This window comes from bacterium, from assembly GCA_030704665.1.
In the GTDB taxonomy this organism is placed as follows: Bacteria; Patescibacteriota; Microgenomatia; order Woykebacterales; family RBG-16-39-9b; genus JAUYID01.
In genome coordinates this window covers 130,968-147,137 of sequence record JAUYID010000009.1, presented here as the reverse complement: position 1 = coordinate 147,137, position 16,170 = coordinate 130,968, and the positions used below count along the sequence as shown (strand labels likewise).

At 44.7% G+C, this 16,170-nt stretch carries 16 protein-coding genes; 5 read left to right on the top strand and 11 right to left on the bottom strand.

Annotated elements, in window-relative coordinates; all coding sequences use genetic code 11:
- Window positions 1-71: 71 nt before the first annotated feature.
- The 3 genes from Q8P13_00985 to Q8P13_00975 form a co-directional block, all read right to left on the bottom strand.
- Window positions 72-602, bottom strand: coding sequence for a hypothetical protein (locus Q8P13_00985; protein ID MDP2671025.1), 531 nt, complete (start codon window positions 600-602; stop codon window positions 72-74).
- A 72-nt stretch (window positions 603-674) separates the two neighbouring features.
- The gene (locus tag Q8P13_00980; protein MDP2671024.1) at window positions 675-1,049 is read right to left on the bottom strand and encodes a hypothetical protein; all 375 of its coding nucleotides are present in this window, start codon (window positions 1,047-1,049) and stop codon (window positions 675-677) included.
- A gap of 22 nt (window positions 1,050-1,071) precedes the next feature.
- Window positions 1,072-2,352 carry an endonuclease Q family protein gene (locus Q8P13_00975; GenBank protein ID MDP2671023.1) on the bottom strand — a complete coding sequence of 427 codons (1,281 nt, stop codon included), beginning with the start codon at window positions 2,350-2,352 and terminating at the stop codon, window positions 1,072-1,074.
- 153 nt (window positions 2,353-2,505) lie between these two features.
- On the opposite strand from Q8P13_00975, the gene Q8P13_00970 reads away from it, so the two are divergent.
- Window positions 2,506-3,282, top strand: coding sequence for a dihydrofolate reductase family protein (locus Q8P13_00970; GenBank protein ID MDP2671022.1), 777 nt, complete (start codon window positions 2,506-2,508; stop codon window positions 3,280-3,282).
- On the opposite strand, the gene Q8P13_00965 is transcribed toward Q8P13_00970, so the two are convergent.
- The 3 genes from Q8P13_00965 to Q8P13_00955 all read right to left on the bottom strand — a co-directional run bounded on the left by Q8P13_00965 (window position 3,279) and on the right by Q8P13_00955 (window position 7,291).
- On the bottom strand, window positions 3,279-4,424 hold the full coding sequence (locus Q8P13_00965; GenBank protein ID MDP2671021.1) for an NADP-dependent malic enzyme: 1,146 nt from the start codon (window positions 4,422-4,424) through the stop codon (window positions 3,279-3,281). The two genes, Q8P13_00970 and Q8P13_00965, sit on opposite strands and share 4 nt — an antisense overlap.
- A gap of 27 nt (window positions 4,425-4,451) precedes the next feature.
- A complete protein-coding gene (locus Q8P13_00960) occupies window positions 4,452-6,197 on the bottom strand; it encodes an ATP-dependent DNA ligase (GenBank protein MDP2671020.1) in 1,746 nt (581 codons plus the stop codon).
- A 125-nt stretch (window positions 6,198-6,322) separates the two neighbouring features.
- Window positions 6,323-7,291 (bottom strand): NAD(P)H-dependent glycerol-3-phosphate dehydrogenase, encoded by a 969-nt coding sequence (locus Q8P13_00955; protein ID MDP2671019.1) that lies wholly within the window; start codon window positions 7,289-7,291, stop codon window positions 6,323-6,325.
- Window positions 7,292-7,352: 61 nt separating this feature from the next.
- On the opposite strand from Q8P13_00955, the gene Q8P13_00950 reads away from it, so the two are divergent.
- A complete protein-coding gene (locus Q8P13_00950) occupies window positions 7,353-7,631 on the top strand; it encodes an acylphosphatase (protein ID MDP2671018.1) in 279 nt (92 codons plus the stop codon).
- A 10-nt stretch (window positions 7,632-7,641) separates the two neighbouring features.
- Here Q8P13_00950 and Q8P13_00945 read toward each other — a convergent pair whose 3' ends face one another.
- The gene (locus Q8P13_00945) at window positions 7,642-8,700 is read right to left on the bottom strand and encodes a Fic family protein (protein MDP2671017.1); all 1,059 of its coding nucleotides are present in this window, start codon (window positions 8,698-8,700) and stop codon (window positions 7,642-7,644) included.
- Window positions 8,701-9,040: 340 nt separating this feature from the next.
- Between Q8P13_00945 and Q8P13_00940 the strand changes: the two genes are divergently transcribed.
- From Q8P13_00940 to Q8P13_00930, 3 genes are all read left to right on the top strand, one after another.
- Window positions 9,041-9,907 carry a hypothetical protein gene (locus Q8P13_00940; protein MDP2671016.1) on the top strand — a complete coding sequence of 289 codons (867 nt, stop codon included), beginning with the start codon at window positions 9,041-9,043 and terminating at the stop codon, window positions 9,905-9,907.
- Between the two features lie 11 nt (window positions 9,908-9,918).
- Window positions 9,919-10,170 (top strand): hypothetical protein, encoded by a 252-nt coding sequence (locus Q8P13_00935; GenBank protein ID MDP2671015.1) that lies wholly within the window; start codon window positions 9,919-9,921, stop codon window positions 10,168-10,170.
- A gap of 247 nt (window positions 10,171-10,417) precedes the next feature.
- Complete coding sequence (locus tag Q8P13_00930; GenBank protein ID MDP2671014.1) at window positions 10,418-12,556, top strand: AAA family ATPase; 2,139 nt, start codon at window positions 10,418-10,420, stop codon at window positions 12,554-12,556.
- Here the strand turns inward: Q8P13_00930 and Q8P13_00925 are convergent.
- Genes Q8P13_00925 through mutM form a run of 4 tightly spaced genes read right to left on the bottom strand, consistent with a single transcriptional unit; the run spans window position 12,538 to window position 16,155 of the window.
- Window positions 12,538-13,362 carry a bifunctional 5,10-methylenetetrahydrofolate dehydrogenase/5,10-methenyltetrahydrofolate cyclohydrolase gene (locus Q8P13_00925; protein ID MDP2671013.1) on the bottom strand — a complete coding sequence of 275 codons (825 nt, stop codon included), beginning with the start codon at window positions 13,360-13,362 and terminating at the stop codon, window positions 12,538-12,540. The genes Q8P13_00930 and Q8P13_00925 overlap by 19 nt on opposite strands.
- Entirely contained in the window at window positions 13,346-14,605 is a 1,260-nt protein-coding gene (locus Q8P13_00920) for a glycosyltransferase (protein MDP2671012.1), read from the bottom strand. The genes Q8P13_00925 and Q8P13_00920 overlap by 17 nt, the downstream gene beginning before the upstream one ends.
- Before the next feature lie 11 nt (window positions 14,606-14,616).
- Entirely contained in the window at window positions 14,617-15,330 is a 714-nt protein-coding gene (locus Q8P13_00915; GenBank protein ID MDP2671011.1) for a glycosyltransferase family 2 protein, read from the bottom strand.
- Between the two features lie 3 nt (window positions 15,331-15,333).
- Window positions 15,334-16,155 carry a DNA-formamidopyrimidine glycosylase gene (gene mutM / locus Q8P13_00910; GenBank protein MDP2671010.1) on the bottom strand — a complete coding sequence of 274 codons (822 nt, stop codon included), beginning with the start codon at window positions 16,153-16,155 and terminating at the stop codon, window positions 15,334-15,336.
- Window positions 16,156-16,170 lie beyond the last annotated feature (15 nt).

The window sequence follows — 16,170 nt, the reverse complement described above, 5'->3', positions numbered from 1 at the left end:
CTGTCCTTAGAATCTAAAAGGTTGCCAGTCCGAAATAGACGTCGACTGTTTTGTCTTGGCGAATATTTAAATTAAAATGTAGCCAAGCCAAAATAGTTAAACCAAAAATATGTGATTATTAAGCTTAAAAAGACACCACCGCTGGTTTGGGACCAAGTGTGAGCTCCAACTTGAACCCGCGCCCAAGCTACGAAAAGTATCAAGAGGAAAAGAAAGGCCCAACTCGACGAATAGATCAAAACCATACTTAAAACCGCCAAAGTAATCATCGCGGTGTGGACACTTACCTTCCAATAAAAATTGACCACGCTCATACCAAGACTTAAGGAAAAGAAAGTTAAACTTAGAGCCTGAAGAGTGCGAGGCAAATCAAAAATCAGGGCCAGAGCAGTGACACTCGTTGCACCGAAGACCCAGGCGAGTTGGACATCTCTTCTCTCTGCTCGGTTGGAAATAAACCAATCGCTGATTTTGCCTTTTCTTTTTTCGTAAACAAGAACCAGTATTGGCGGCAAGGCACCAAAGAAAAAGACGGTCAGAAGCCAAACAAACTTTTCGCTCAAGGGAGCTCTGAGGCTTTGCACCACAAAAATTAAAGTCACCGTTGCTACTGTATAAGGCTCAAAAAAGGCACTTAGTAATTTAGCAGTCTGTTTGATCAAGTGCTTTCCTTTCTAAATCTCGATTGAGTTGGCGATACTTGTAAAGTAAGGAACGGTCCATCTTCTGCCTTGAAAAGCCCGCACTGCTCCATAAAGAGCAACCAAAAAAAGCGCCCCATTAAGACCGTACTTCCAGGTTCCAGGTGCAATTAATAAAACGAGCAAAGCGATAATTAAAAGAACAAAGGCCTGCTTGGCATGAAAGCGTACAAACTCAGAATTGTCATGGCGAAGAAGAAGGACCGCGGCCGAAACAAAGTAAACGTAGGCTAGACAGGCAATGACTTTATCACTGCCTTCATACTTTTCCGCAACCACTACTTCTTCATTGGATGAGAGAGTTAACTTTTCTTTTGCTTTTGAAGTAAGGTCGGCTAGATTGGGCATCTTTACTTAAGTATAATCTTTTTTAATCAAAAAGGCTTATTTGATTTGTTTCTTCTTTAGCCGTAATTTTCTGCCTTTGAGCCTCTATCTTCTTCTTTACTACTCTTTCATCCGGCCAGATCTGGACGACACCAAAAATTCCATCGTAACCTGGCTCGATGACAATCTCACCTTTTCGAACTTTAGCAATTGCCTGAGCGAGGCGAGGCGAGTGGTTTTTTTCCAGCTCTCCCTCTTTGACCTCAAAAAGAATGTTGAGCTCATTTTTGAACTCTTTAATGAGGTTTTGATAGTCTTGCATTACTTTTTTACTGGCAGGCGGAGAGCCAAGCACCTCAGCTAGTATTTCCAAAAGGGGTACCATCATTTGAAAACCTGGTCGCTGTGGATCAGAAAAACCTTCGGGTCTATTTTGTTCGGCCAGCTGACTAAGTCGGTGCATCACACCAATTGTCAGTGGCTTTCCACACCTCGGACAGATCAAACCTAGCTTAGCAGTTTCGTGCGGCGAGTGACGAATAAAACATGCGCGATGGCCGGTAAAATGGTACTTTCCCTCTTCCGGAAAAAACTCCAAAGTTCTCTCGATTTTCTGGTTTTTTAAGGCTCTTAGTAAACCTCGGTAGGAAAGCTCCTCCTGAAAAATAGTCACTTCTCGACCCATTTTTGCACTCGAGTGGGCATCAGAAAAGGAAACAATTGAACGCTGGTCAAGATCCCTGACTCTCCAGTTCATTTCTGGATTACTTGAAAGTCCGGTTTCTATCCCGTAAACATATTTCTCTAGATCACCAAAGGCCTCTTTGATGCTGTCAAAGCCGGAGTTGGTTCCATACAAACCAAACCAAGGAGTCCAGGCATGAGCCGGGATCAGGATTGAATCTTCGTTTGCTTCTAAAATTATCTCTAGTAAATTCCTTACTGATAAACCAACCACCGGTCGCCCGTCACTAGCTAGCTTCGCTCCTCTTTTCAATAGTTCTTTGTTTATCTTTTCGGCACTTTCTAGATCAGGTGTATAAATCAGGGAGTGGATTCTACGCAGTTTACCTCCTTGACTAAAAATACTGCTTAACTCAGCTCCTAAAATAAACTTAAAACCATCAAAATCAAACAAACCACTTCCATCCTCTACAAGCATTCGCTTAGTTTCCTCAAACCAAAGTGGATGGGTAAAATCAGCTGAAGAAAGGAGGTTGATGCCTTTGATACGTGCCCAAGTAGAAAGGGTTTTAAAATCTAAATTTTTTGCAGTTGCGCGTGCGTAAGAAGAATGGAGGTGTAAATCAGCAACAAATTTCATGGTTAGTTGATTTTAAATTAAAGTCAAATAAAAGCAAGTAGGGCCGGGCTTTGACAGTGAGAGTCTTTGGTGTTAACCTAGCCAATGTAAAATTCACTTTTGAGCTGCCAACCAAAGGCAGCTTCTTTTTTAACTAAAGTAATAAAGGCAATAATGGAAATCCGTTTAGCCACCAACGAAATAGTTAGAGCTTACTTGACCCGTCCCTGGCCAAAAGCAACCTCGAAAAGGCCAGGGGTGAGAATTAATATGGTCAGCTCTTTTGACGGCAAGGTCAATTTACCTCAAGATGATTTGAGTTTAACTGAAGCCGGTTTGGGTAGCAACTTGGATAAATACCTGATGAAAGTCTTGCGTACCCGAGCCGATATGGTTTTGAATGGAGCGGAAACTTTACGTCTCTCTAGCTCAGAACCAAAAGTAGACAGAGATGAACTTTCTTCAATCAGAGAAAAAGAAGGTTTCAGTAAGCACCCAATTGGTGCAGTTATTTCCAAAAAAGGTGCTGATTTACCTCTCAAAAAAGCTTTCTTTAACAATCCTGACTACGAAGCGGTCGTTTTTGTCTCGGAATCAGCTCCAAAAGTTAATATCAAAAAAATTCAAGCGACAGGCAGAAAAGTTTTCACCTTTCCGGATAATGATTTCAAAGCTTTAGCTGAGATCATCCGCACTCGCTTTGGGGTTGAAAGGCTTTTACTTGAGGGCGGACCAAGTATTGCAGCTGAATTTGTCCGAGCTGGCCTTGTTGATGAAATCTATCAAACTCTTTCTTACACTCTCGTTTCTGGATCAGAAAACCAAGGCATCAAGACCTTCTTACAAGGGGCTACTTTTAAAAAGGGTGAGCTTAAAAAGCTAACTCCACTCTCTATTTTTTACGTCCCCGAAACAAATGAACTCTATCAATCAGTCCAAGTCGAAAACTAAGCTGCTTTGTAAACTGCAGCTGCTACCTTTTTAGCAACCTTTTTGTCTAGGGGTGAGGGAACAATTTGCTCACTGTGTGGTCTGCCAACTTCCTTAGCCAAAGCCAAGGCTGCGGCCAATTTCATCTCCTTGGTAATCCTCTTGGCCCCTCGGTCAAGGGCTCCTCGGAAAATTCCCGGGAAAGCCAAGACATTGTTAATTTGGTTGGGAAAATCACTTCTTCCCGTTCCAACCACCACCGCACCAGCTTTTTTAGCTAAAGCGGGCTCTATCTCTGGGTTCGGATTGGCCATCGCAAAAACAATTGGCGCCTCATTCATTGAGCGAACCATTCCCTGCGTTAACAAACCCGCCTTGGAAACTCCGATAAAAACGTCCTTACCCGCGATCGCTTTATCCAGTTGCCCAACAACCCTGTCTTTGTTAGTTAGCTGCGCAAGTTTTTCTTTGTTACGATCCAGCTGACCTCGTCCGGTGTAAATTGCCCCTTTAGAATCAACTAAAATTAACTCTTTTACTCCGAAGCCAAGCAAAATTTTGGCAACTGCTTGTCCGGCTGCTCCCGCTCCGTTAATAACTACCTGTAAATTTTTCATCTCCTTACCGACCACTTTAGCCGCGTTAATTAGAGCAGCAAGCACAACTACCGCAGTACCGTGTTGGTCGTCATGAAAAACAGGAATTCCAAGATTTTGTAGCTCGTCTTCGATATAAAAGCAATTCGGGGCGGCAATGTCTTCCAGATTAATTCCGCCAAAACCAGGGGCTAAGTTTTTGACGGTTTTAACAATCTCATCAGGATCCTGAGTATTAAGGACGATTGGATAAGCATCAACTCCGGCGAACTCTTTGAAGAGGATCGCCTTCCCTTCCATGACTGGTAAGGCTCCCAAAGGACCAATGTTACCCAAACCCAAAACTGCCGAGCCATCAGAAACCACAGCCACTGAGTTAGCTTTGATTGAATATTGGGAGGCCAGTTCTGGCTTTTCTGCAAGTAACCTAGAAACTGCGGCGACGCCAGGAGTATAGGCAGTTGCGAGGTCTTCTCTGCTCTCTAGATTAACCTTAGAACGAATCTCAAGCTTACCTTTTGTCTTTTTCGTTTGTTCAAGCGCTAATTTGCCGTAATCTTTTTTCATTTTTCCTTTAGTCGCCTTTACGAGCAACTAACTTACTTTAACTTTCTTCTGTGCCTGAAACATCTGTTCAATCTCTTTGACGGTAGTTGCGTCTTCAGCCCTCTTATCCGAGCCTCGGAATTTAACTAACCGAGGAAAACGAAGGGCATAGCCAATCCCTTCTTTATCCTTGCCAGCGGTATGAATCGGGCTACGAGTGATCTCATCAGCAAAAATCTCAGCTACTAGCCTTGGTTCGACCCAAACCGAAGGCTCGATCAGTGCTTCCACCCGAGCCGGCTTGTGGAAGACCTTTATCTTATCCAGTTCTGTTTTCATTGTCCGGAATTCTTCATCTGTCAATCCCGTTCCAAGTCTGCTAATTGAGAGGAATTTGTCTGCTTTATCGTCATAAACTCCTAAAAACAAACCTCCAACACCAAAATTGGTTCTCTTCCCTGTTCCATAGAAATAGCCGAGAATAACGCAATCAACACTGTCCTCAAGCTCACCGCCTGCCTGGCGTTTGAACTTGATCCAATTGAAGTTTCTTGCTCCAGCTTGATAAGTAGAATCCAAGCGCTTAATCATTACTCCCTCAAGACCTTCCGAAATCGCTTCTTCAAACTGCTTGGTCAAGTCATCAGCCTTGTGAGCCATTTTTCCCACTGCCTCCATGATCGTCTGGGAATCATCTTTAATGAGCTCTTTCAATTTTTTTCTTCGCTCCACGTAGGGCTCCCCTGTAATATCCTTTCCATTTAAATAAAGTAAGTCAAAGCAAAAAAGCTTGAGTGGAGCCTTTTCAGCTGCCTCCTCAACTCCATATTTGCGGCGGCGCTTGGTAGTTTCCTGGAAAGGTAAAAATTCTTTGGTTAACGGATTGTAAGCAATTGCCTCTCCTTCCAGGATAAAGCTCTTGGCCGCAACTTCAGTTTTTACTCCTTCAACCAAATCAGGAAAGGAGCTAGTAAAGTCTTCGAGGTTACGCGAAAAGATTCTGACCTTTTCACCTTCTTTATGAACCTGACAACGAAAACCGTCAAACTTTGGCTCAACCGCAAACTCTTCTCCCATTCTCTTGACAACTGCTTCAGCATCAGGGAGTCTCTCCGCCAGAGCCGGACGAACTGGTTTGCCAATAATAAGCTCAACTGCCTTGATCGCTTTCAGTCCTTTACTCCAAAAAGTCTCAGCGACAAAACCTAGGTCACTAGTTTTGTTGTAGGCTTCTTCCAAATCCTTACGCAAGGATTTGTCTCCAACTTTGGCAAAACTAAGGCTGTCCAAAACTGTTGGATCGCCAATCCCTAATCTAGTTTTCCCAAGGGGGACTCGAACCAGGTGTTTAGCGGACTCTGGTCCAATCTGCTTAAGTAAGCTCACCAAAAGCCCTATTTTGGTTTCAACGGACCCCTCCCCTGAAGTCTCTGCTATTTTTCGCAATTGCTTGAAAACCTCAGAGACAGTCAGTCCTTTGTCTTTAATACCCTTCTTTTTGTTTAGTTCTCCGGCTGCAATTCCTTGATCTCCTCTTTTGGTGGCAAGCTTTTTAACTTCATCCCGCTCTAAATCATAAGCCGCCGAGATCGCCTGCTCCACCATTTTCTCCGCCATGCCAATCTCAGTTGCTTCAAAGAAAGGGGCCACTCTGCCTTGTATCAAATAAGCAATTTCGGGAATTTCCGCAGGAGAAGATTTTTTAAACAACTCAGAAAGAATTTGGACAAGCTCGTTGCGCTTGGTTTCAGCTTCCAATTTTTCAAAATAATCAGCAAGAGTTGAAAATTTCATAGTTTTCATTACTCAATTTCGAGCTTAGTATACCACCATAAGGTTAGAAAACGATAACATCCAACAATTATTCACGATCGGAAATTTTGTACTATGCAAAAATTTTAAGTTACGCCTCTTTACACTTAAAATTCCAAGGCTGACCAAATATCGACCAGAGCCTTTTTTGCTTCTTTTTTTCCAGAAGTAACGGCGTAGATATTTTCAAAAAGAGGAGCCTTGATACTGTGTTTCTCCGCCAGGTAAGCTGCGCTCTCAGCACTCCCAACGCCTTCAACCGTTTTCCCAGCTAACGCTTTCTGAACACTGTCACCTTGTCCAAGTTGAAAACCAAAGTTAAAATTGCGTGATTGGTCGCTCGTTGAGGTCAAAAAGAGATCCCCAAGACCAGCTAAGGAGTAAAACGTTTGCTTCTCCGCCCCCATCTTTTCACCAAGAGCAATCATTTCGTTTAAACCTTCCACAAAAATTGCTGCCTGAAAATCCTTGCCTCGTCCCGCCCCAGCGCAGATCCCAGCTGCAATTGCCAAAACATTTTTTAGTGCTCCTCCGAGCTCAACTCCAACTACATCATCGACAATTTGAACCCGGAAGTTTGAACTTTCCAAAAGTTTTTTTACATTTTCAGAAACTTTTGGCTCCTTGCTAGCCAGAGAAACAGCGGTCATCTCCCCAACAGCAAGCTCGCGAGCAAAGCTTGGACCTGACAAAGCTGCGTATTGGAAAGCCCCTTCCAGAGTTTGTCCAAAAATCTCGTGCAAAAGCTGATGAGTTTCTTTCTCAATTCCTTTTGAAGCTGAAACCAAAACTTTTCCCTTTAAATTGATTCCTTTGTAAGTAGACCGAGTCGCAAAAACCGGGGTGGTATTAAAAACTATTTCGGCCCAATTTATCACTTTTTTTAAGTCTTGGCTTGCTTTTAGTTTCCTGAGCAACAAAACTCCGGCAAGATAAGTATTGTTTTGATGAAGCTGATTTATTTCCTCTACAACCTTATCTTCAAAAGACCAAAGCAGCACTTCATTTTTATTTTTAATTAGCTGTACTGCCAAAGCAGTCCCAAAAGCCCCAGCACCTATTACCCCGACTTTCATTAAAGTTAATTTTAACTAAATTTCTCTTCAACTTAAACCGGTAAATTGCTACAATAACTAAATGGATCAAGTCAAGATTTTGGTGACCGGAAAAGTTCAAGGAGTCCTTTACCGCTCTTTTGTCAGTCGCTACGCCTTGAATCTGGGTTTAACCGGTTGGGCTCGCAACAACACTGACGGTAGCGTTGAAGTTCTGGCTGAGGGTAAGAAAAAAGACTTGGAACAACTAGTTTTGGTAGCTAAATCTGGACCGCAGCTTTCCAAGATTGAAGAGGTTAAGATTGAATGGGTTAAAGGTGAAAAAGAGTTTGGCGACTTCACTGGCTTTAATATTGTTTAGCCCAACTTAACTATTTTAGTAAGTAAATTGCTGCCTTGGTTGAACCCTTTTTTCTAACCAGTTTTTTCTTCAGCAAATCTTTCATCTCCCGCAGAATAGTATCGTCACTGACCATGGGCAAAAGCGCTCGCCATTCTTTATTAGTAATTTGCCCGTACTGGTCCATATATTCGATAAGTTTGATTTGACGCTCATTGAGAACGATCTGTCCTTGCTTTCCTTTGAGTCGAAGGTCAACTGAGAGTTTTTTGACCTTGTCTTTGATGCGGTTGATCTCGATCGCCAGACCTTCAATGAAATACTCAAGCCAACTGGTCAGATCTCTTTCACTCTCGTCACTAATTAGCTGTTTTGAGGCAGCCTGCAAAGCGTCATAATAAGCCCCTATATCTTCATCGTAGTACTCTTCCAAAGAGAAAAACCTTTTGACATCGTAGTCTTCTTTGAAGAGCAAGAGTGTTGCCAGAGCCCTGGCAGTCCGACCATTCCCTTCGGTGAAAGGGTGAATCCGAACAATTTCGTACATGACCACACCCGCTCTCAATAAAGGAGATATCTCCTTCGCTTCCTCATAATTTACCCATGAAAGTAAGTCTTCAACTAGCTTTTCTACCTCGGCTGGTGGTGGTGGTGAATAAGTAACTTGACCAGTTTTTACTCCTTTGACCACCACTGGAACTTGGCGGAAACTGCCGACTTGGTCTTCTGGGACAAGCTTGTTGACGGTCAGCTGGTGGATTTGCAGAAGCATTTCCGTATCAAGCGGACGTTCCTTGGTTCCCTCTTTGTTAATATAGTCGACTACACCCCGATAGTTGAGAACTTCTTGAATGTCTCTCTCCCGAGCAGTCACTTCCTTTCCTTCTAGAACATCTTTTGCTTCTGTAAAACTAAGGTCGTTCCCTTCGATATGAGTCCCATAGTGGACCGCCCGAATCACTGCTTCTTGCCGAAATTTTGCTTCCCAAGCTGGAACCAGAGGAGAGTTTTCAATCACTTCTCGCGCGGCTTCGATTTTCCCAACGTTACCTAGAATATTGTTGGTGATAGTAAATTTTGGTCTAAACACAGTTTAATTTTAGCATATTTCCCGCACTTTTACCGCAGAAATCTTTATGAAAGGGAGACATTAGACTTATAGTACTATAATGTATCCAGCAGAGTCCGACCTGAGGACTTACTGAAGCGAAGGCAAAGAAAGAGAGGTCTATTTAGAACGGTAATGTCTTTCGAGAGCAGGAATGAGTTCGCTCATCGTGCTAGGGAGGGCATAGCCGCTCGAATAGGAAGCGAGCGTGTATTATCGAGAGGGCAAATCTCTCGGCTGGTTCCTCAAAGGATTGGGCCACTAGCCCACCCCGCGCCATAGAGGGCACAGTACCCCACTAGGGTGTAATACGAGGTTTAAGGTGAAATCCCGCCTAATTATTGCCATCTTTGCCCTGTTGGCGATACTCGCCGCCGGGGCATCCAACTTCACCGCCCAAGCCAAGGAAGGTCGGCAAGACCGAACGGTAAGCGTCAACTGCGCTGACCGGGTGGTTTCCTTCACTGAGCCAACTACGGTGGAAGATCGCAACGCTTTTCTCGTCTCGGCGATGGCCGAATTCAAGGCCAAACATGCAGAGGAATCCCGGGTGGCAACACCACAGGAAGAGGCTGCCTTTATCGAGATGGTCAAGCGGAACGCTCCGGTCGAAGTGGTTGTCACCGCTGTGATGACCGACAACCCGAACCTGCTTCCACCGGCTCTGCCAGATCCGGACGACAGGGACGAGCAAGGCCGGCCGAAACTCAAGCGCTTCAAGGAAGGTCTTAGCTTCGAGAAGTTCGGGAATCGTGTCCGTCAGCATGGTTGCCGCCCCCAAAGGGGCAGTAGTGAGATATCCGCAATGTCAGTCACGACATCAAGCGTGGTTTCTGGCTGGTATTACTGTACCGCCGAGGCCTATGCGAAAAACATCACTGGCCAGAAGCTGATTCGACTGATTCAGCGCCAAGACTGGCTTGTGAGCATCTACGGGACTATTCAGGACTGGGATCCAGTTGATATCGAAACCTACGCCTACCTGAATTGGAAGGTGTCGGGAGCGGCATCAATCGTGGGACCGAAGTGGTTGACCTACCCTTGGCAGGCCTACGCCAGTGCCAAGCAGAAGTTCATCCTCGATTACAAGGTCTACACGGTCCAGAACAAGTACCTGTCGACCTCACTCACCGTCGGACCGGGCAGCAAGTGCATCATGTCCCCGACCAAGGGTCCGGGAATGCCGTGAATTGAGGTAAGATGGACATCAAGAGTTTCGTAAGAAAGCGGAAGATCCAAGCGGTAGTGGTGATCATTGCGCTAGTTTTGGGGCTAGGTATTGTTGGCCTCAATACTGGGCTGAACACGATCACCGAAACCAAGACTGCCGATCTCGATGAGAACGGCATGCCGGCGGTTAACTCTGAGGGCACACCACTTGGCCCTTTCGAGAAGATCGACAACGCTCCTCTCCGAGGCGCAACACCGACTCCTACTAGTACTGACGACTAACTCGATCCGGGTGAAAGTCAGCTAGAGGCAGTCTTTTCGGGACGGGAACTCATTACTTCCCGTCCCAACCCTATAAGTCTCGAAATTCAGTTTTATTTACCTTAAAAATAAGTTACTATAAACAGTTGATTAACTAGAGGTCTATTTCTCTCCAAGCGATTTCATCCCAGAGTAATTATGTTATAGGGTACTGGTTACTTAGCACTTCTGTCTTGCAAGTGCTAGAGTTTTGTGCTAAATTGTGCCTATGGAAATCCCAATGCAACCGCAAGTGGCGGAAAAACCTCTTGAAGTTTACGGTCGTAACCTGACTCAACTCGCCAAGGAAGGGGTTCTTGATCCAGTCATTGGTCGTGATGAAGAAATTCGCCGCCTCATGCAGGTTCTCTCTCGCCGTACGAAGAATAATCCGGTGCTTATTGGTGAAGCTGGCGTGGGCAAGACCGCCATTGTTGAAGGTTTAGCCCAACGCATTGTCGCCGGAGACGTCCCCGATACCCTCAAAAACCGCGAGATTTTTCAACTCGATATCTCCTCTCTTCTAGCCGGAGCAGCCTTTCGCGGCGAGTTTGAAGAACGCCTCAAGGCGGTTTTGAAGGAAATAACTGAGTCCGGCAAGTACATCTTATTTATTGACGAACTTCACCTTGTCGTCGGTGCGGGCAAAGCTGAAGGTGCAGTCGACGCCGCCAACATTCTCAAGCCGGCCCTCGCTCGTGGTGAACTACACACTGTTGGAGCCACCACCCTCAAAGAATACCGCGAGTATATTGAAAAAGACCCCGCTCTTGAGCGAAGATTTCAACCAGTACTGGTGGAAGAGCCTTCAATTGAAGACACAGTGGCAATTTTGCGGGGTATCAAAGAAAAGTACGAAGTTCACCATGGAATCAGGATTACCGACAGTGCTCTTGTTGCGGCCGCTCAACTTTCCTCTCGTTATATCTCTGGGCGACTGCTACCCGACAAAGCCGTTGATTTAGTTGACGAAGCCGCTGCCGCTCTCAAAATGGAAGTCGAGAGCATGCCCACTGAACTTGATCAGATGAAGCGCCGTCTCATCCAGCTCGAGATTGAAAAAGAAGCTTTGAAAAAAGAAAAAGACCCCGCTTCAAAGGAACGTTTAACTAAACTTGAAGCTGAAATCAAAGAGTTGAAAACTAAGGCTACTGAGATGGAGAAAAACTGGCGGGCTGAAAAGGAAGTTATCACCAACTTACGCAGCAAATCCGCCGAACTAGAAAAAACTAAAGTCGCCCTTGAACAAGCTGAACGCGAAGCTGAGCTCAACAAAGCGGCCGAACTTAAATACGGTAAAATCCCCCAACTCGAGAAGGAAGTCCAAGAATTTAATAAAAAACTAAAAGAAGTTTCCAAGGACGGCCAGATTCTACGAGAAGAAGTCAGCGCTGACGATATTGCGTCTGTTGTCTCACGCTGGACTGGAATACCCGTCAACCGCCTTCTGCAGTCCGAGGCCTCTAAACTCTCTCACCTGGAAGATGAGCTCCACAGACGTATGGTTGATCAGGAAAAAGCTATTAAAGCGGTCTCGAACTCAATCAGACGCCACAGAGCCGGTATTTCCGAAGAGTCAAGACCGATTGGATCCTTTATTTTCCTCGGGCCCACCGGAGTCGGAAAAACTGAACTAGCCCGCTCTCTCGCCGAATTTATGTTTAATGACGAAAAGTCCATGGTTCGCCTCGACATGAGCGAGTACATGGAGCAACACGCTGTCGCCCGACTCATCGGGTCTCCTCCCGGCTACGTTGGCTATGAGGAAGGCGGACAGCTCACCGAAGCAGTCCGACGTAAGCCCTACGCAGTCATTTTGTTTGATGAAATTGAAAAAGCTCATCCTGAAGTTTTCAACACTCTTCTCCAAGTTCTTGACGAGGGCCGTCTCACTGATGGGCGTGGACGGACGGTCGATTTCAAAAATGCGATTATCATTATGACTAGCAACTTGGGAAGTGACATTATTCAAAAATATGCTGGGAAAACCCCGGCCATCATGGAAGAAGAACTCTTGGGGCTCGTGCGGGGCACCTTTCGACCTGAGTTCTTGAACCGACTCGATGAAATTGTCGTTTTTGAGCCTCTAGGAGAAAAAGAAATTCGGGAAATAACTAATCTTCAAATTGATCGAGTGGTGCAAAGACTAAAAGAACAAGGAATTGAACTTAAAGTAAGCAAGGAAGTCGCCGACAAAATTGCTAAAGAAGGCTACGACCCTGTCTACGGAGCCCGTCCCCTGAAACGAGTGATTCAAGATTTAATCCTCGACGAACTGTCTTTGGAAATAATTGAAGGCAAAGTGAAAAAGGGAGATAAGGTCGAAGCAAGGTTAGTTAATGGCAAGATTCACTTCAAAGTTTCTTGATTGCCAGCAGCTTCCACAAGGTTTTTCATCAGCATCGCCACGGTCATGGGCCCAACCCCACCCGGAACCGGAGTAATTAGGCTGACCTTGTCTTTAACCGCCTCAAAATCTACATCGCCTACCAGTTTTCCTGTCTTCGTATCCAAATTGGTCCCAACATCAATCACCACTGCACCCTCTTTAACCATCTTTGGACTGACCAGACCAATCTTTCCGACAGCACTGACGACAACATCCCCTTGCTCAACCAAAGGCTCAAGCGGAGGGGGTGTATCAATGTCAAGACGAGTAACTTTTGCTCCCATTTTTTCGAGCCTGTCTGACAAGGGTTTACCCACGAGATTACTCTGACCGAGGACAACCACTTTTTTCCCTTTAACTTGAACTTGGTAGTGGTTCAAAATCGTCAGCACCGCACCCGGGGTCGCTGGCTCAAAGGGAGAATCTTCAACTAACCCGTCAACATCTTTGCTTGGGCTGATTAAGTTTGTAACTTCCTGCGCTTTCAGCTGCGAAGGTAAGGGTAGCTGGACAATAATTCCGTTAGTAGTTTTGTCGCGGTTCAAGCGTGCAATTAACTTTTTTATTTCTGGAAAACTAAGGCTCTGATCAAGCTTGTAATGAACCAAACCCGCCCCAATTTCTTCAGCGGCTTTTCTTTTTTGTTCGATATACCGACTACTCGCGGGATCATTTCCCACCTGGACAACAGCTAGCCTTGGTTCTAGCTTTTTAGTTTCGATTTCTCTTTTTAGTTCTTGGAGGATTTGATCACGCAGAGCTCGACCGTCAACTATCACTACCATTGAAAAATCCTATTCTTTTGTTCAGCTCTTTGACAACTTTAAAAAGACTCGCAAAGTCTTTGACTCTGCCTTGAATCTTGTTACTCAAGCGCGGCTTCTGAGCACGGATTTCTCGGGCTTGCTCGTAAACTTTAATAAGTTTGTCAATACTGTCCTCGACCGAGAAATTTTCTTTGATCAACTGCTTTGAATAGTCTCCGAAAGCTTTTCTTTTCTCGGTATTTTTAAGCAATTCAAGCACTTTCTGGGCAAAATCACTTTCTTTACCTTTAATTTCAAAGCCATTACGCCCGTCTTCGACCACTCCAACAAAAGCTTGATCCTGAACTACCACAAAAGGTAGTCCGGAGGCAGCTGCCTCTGGAATTACCATTCCCTGAGTTTCACTTTTTGAAGCAAAAAGAAAGATCTCGGCATCGGCATAAACTTCAGGAAGACTTTCTTTGCTGACATAGCCAGTGAATTTGACCCGAGAGCTGATTTTTAATTTTTGAGCAAGTTTTTTTAAATTCTCTTTTTCAGGACCATCGCCTACAACAACAAAAACTGAACTCGCGTCTTTCTTGGCAACACGAGCAAAACTACGAAAAAGAAAATCGATATTTTTTTCCTTTCCAAGCCGTGAGACGGTCAGAAGAATCGGCCTTCCCGAGTCTATTTTTAACTTTTTGTGGAGAAAACCTTTTTTGGCCTGGCCGAATTGGCTCAAATCAAAAACATTGGAAACAACTTCAATTGGTTTGGTCACCCCGTAACTTTCAAGCTCAACTTTCATTTTTTCAGTTGGAGCGATGACGACATCAGCTTGGTTACAAAAAACTCGACTGGCTGTCTCCACCATTCTTGGGTTGACGAGCCGGCCATTGAGAAAATAGTGCGTGTAGTGCTTCAAAAAGGCGTGGTAAGTAAGAATAAAGGGGTACCCCTTTGCCAAGGCGAGTTGATAACCAAGGAAACTGAAAGAACCACCGCCGTGGGCGTGAACTAGGTCAAGCTTAACTCTCAGGGTTTTTCGAAAGGACTCGTTCGGGATTGGCAGAGCCATTCTTTGCTCTGGCTCAGAAGCAACAAGCTTCACTGAGTTTAGCCGCATGACAGTTGGGTCTTTCTCCTGATAACCTTTGACTTTGGGAGCGAAAATATAGACTTCATGACCAGCCCTTTCAAGCTCTTTTTTGGCATAAGCCAAAGTTACCGATGTCCCATTTAGTTCTGGTAAATATGTTTCAGTAAAAAATCCCACGCGCATAGTATTTAACGAATGTTTTCAAAACTTTCTGGCTTTTGACCGAGAATCATAAATTTAATGACGTTGCGCAAATGATGGGTAAAAAACTTAACCCTTGAAGCGTCGATTCTTCGTGATGAGGTCGTTACGACCAAACTGCGGATAAATTTAACTTTACCTATTTTTCCCAGTCTGACTCCGAGATCAACGTCTTCAGCGGAAGCCAAGCTTGTATCAAAGCCTCCAACTTGCTCAAAAGCGTCTCTCCTAACCGAAAAATTGAAACCGCTAAGAGATTGTTTGCCCAAGGCAAACATGATCTGTAAATTGATTGGGAAAAGTTCTTTGGCTAGAAATTGGTTGAGCAAACTATTCGAATTAAACTCTGCTCCCCCAGTAATTGCAATTAAACTTGGATCAGATTGGAAAAGCTCGTTTATTCTCGACAGCCAGTCTGTTGGCTGAACAGTATCTGAGTCAGTCCCAACAAAAATTTCCCCCTTGGCTTGCTCGTAACCGTCTTGCCGCACTGCGGCGACCCCTTTTTCGTGACAAGAGACGACTCTGGCTCCCATTTCGGTAGCAATTTCGGCGGTCCGATCAGTTGAGTCGTTGTTGACGACAATCACTTCATATTTATCTTTTGGGTAATCCTGTGAGTTAAGTGAAGAAAGACACGCTGGCAAGTACTTTTCTTCGTTGAGGGCGGGTATGACGATGGAAAGAAAATAATACTCCATATTTTAAAGTTTAACTTGGCAGTTTGGACAAAAATGGGTTCCCCGACCACCAACGCGAGTTTTTTTAATCATTGTTCCACATCTCGGACAAGGCTCACCGTGACCCCGAAAAACGTTCAAATTTTTCTGATGGTTGCCTTCCCGACCGTAAATATCCAGATAATCATCAACACTAGTACCACGATCCGCGATGCCTTGCTCAATAGCTTTGATAATACCTTGATAAAGTCCTTCGATTTCGGCTTCGTTTAGAGATGCGCTAGCCGTCTCTGGGTGAATTTTAGCATACCAAAGCGCTTCATCAGCATAAATATTACCTACTCCAGCGATTTTAGTCTGATCCATAATTACTGTCTTTACCGCCCGTGAGGTTTTGCTGATGACTTTTTTAAGAGCGTCAAAGGTAAAATCAGCTGTCAAAGGCTCGGGCCCATACTTGGATTTGATTTCGGTAAGTTCAACACTATTCTCAATCAATTTAACGTAACCAAATTTCCGAAATTCAGTAAAGCGTAGTTCGCGGCCGTCATCAAGCTTGAAAATAACGTGGGTAAATTTATCTTCTGGATCAGTTTGTTTGCGAATGAAGAGTCTTCCCGATAATTTCAAGTGAATCCCAATTGTCCCGTCATTTTCGATACCGAGTAAGAGTAATTTTCCGATTCTTCCAGCAGAAACAATGTGGCGGCCCACGATCGTTTCAACTTTGGCTGTCGAAGGCTGTAGCATTTTCGGCACATCGTACCAAAGATCCACAATTTTGTGACCAACAATTTCTTTTTCCAGATCGCGGCGAATTGTTTCAACTTCTGGTAATTCCGGAATAATTCCTCCTTGTCA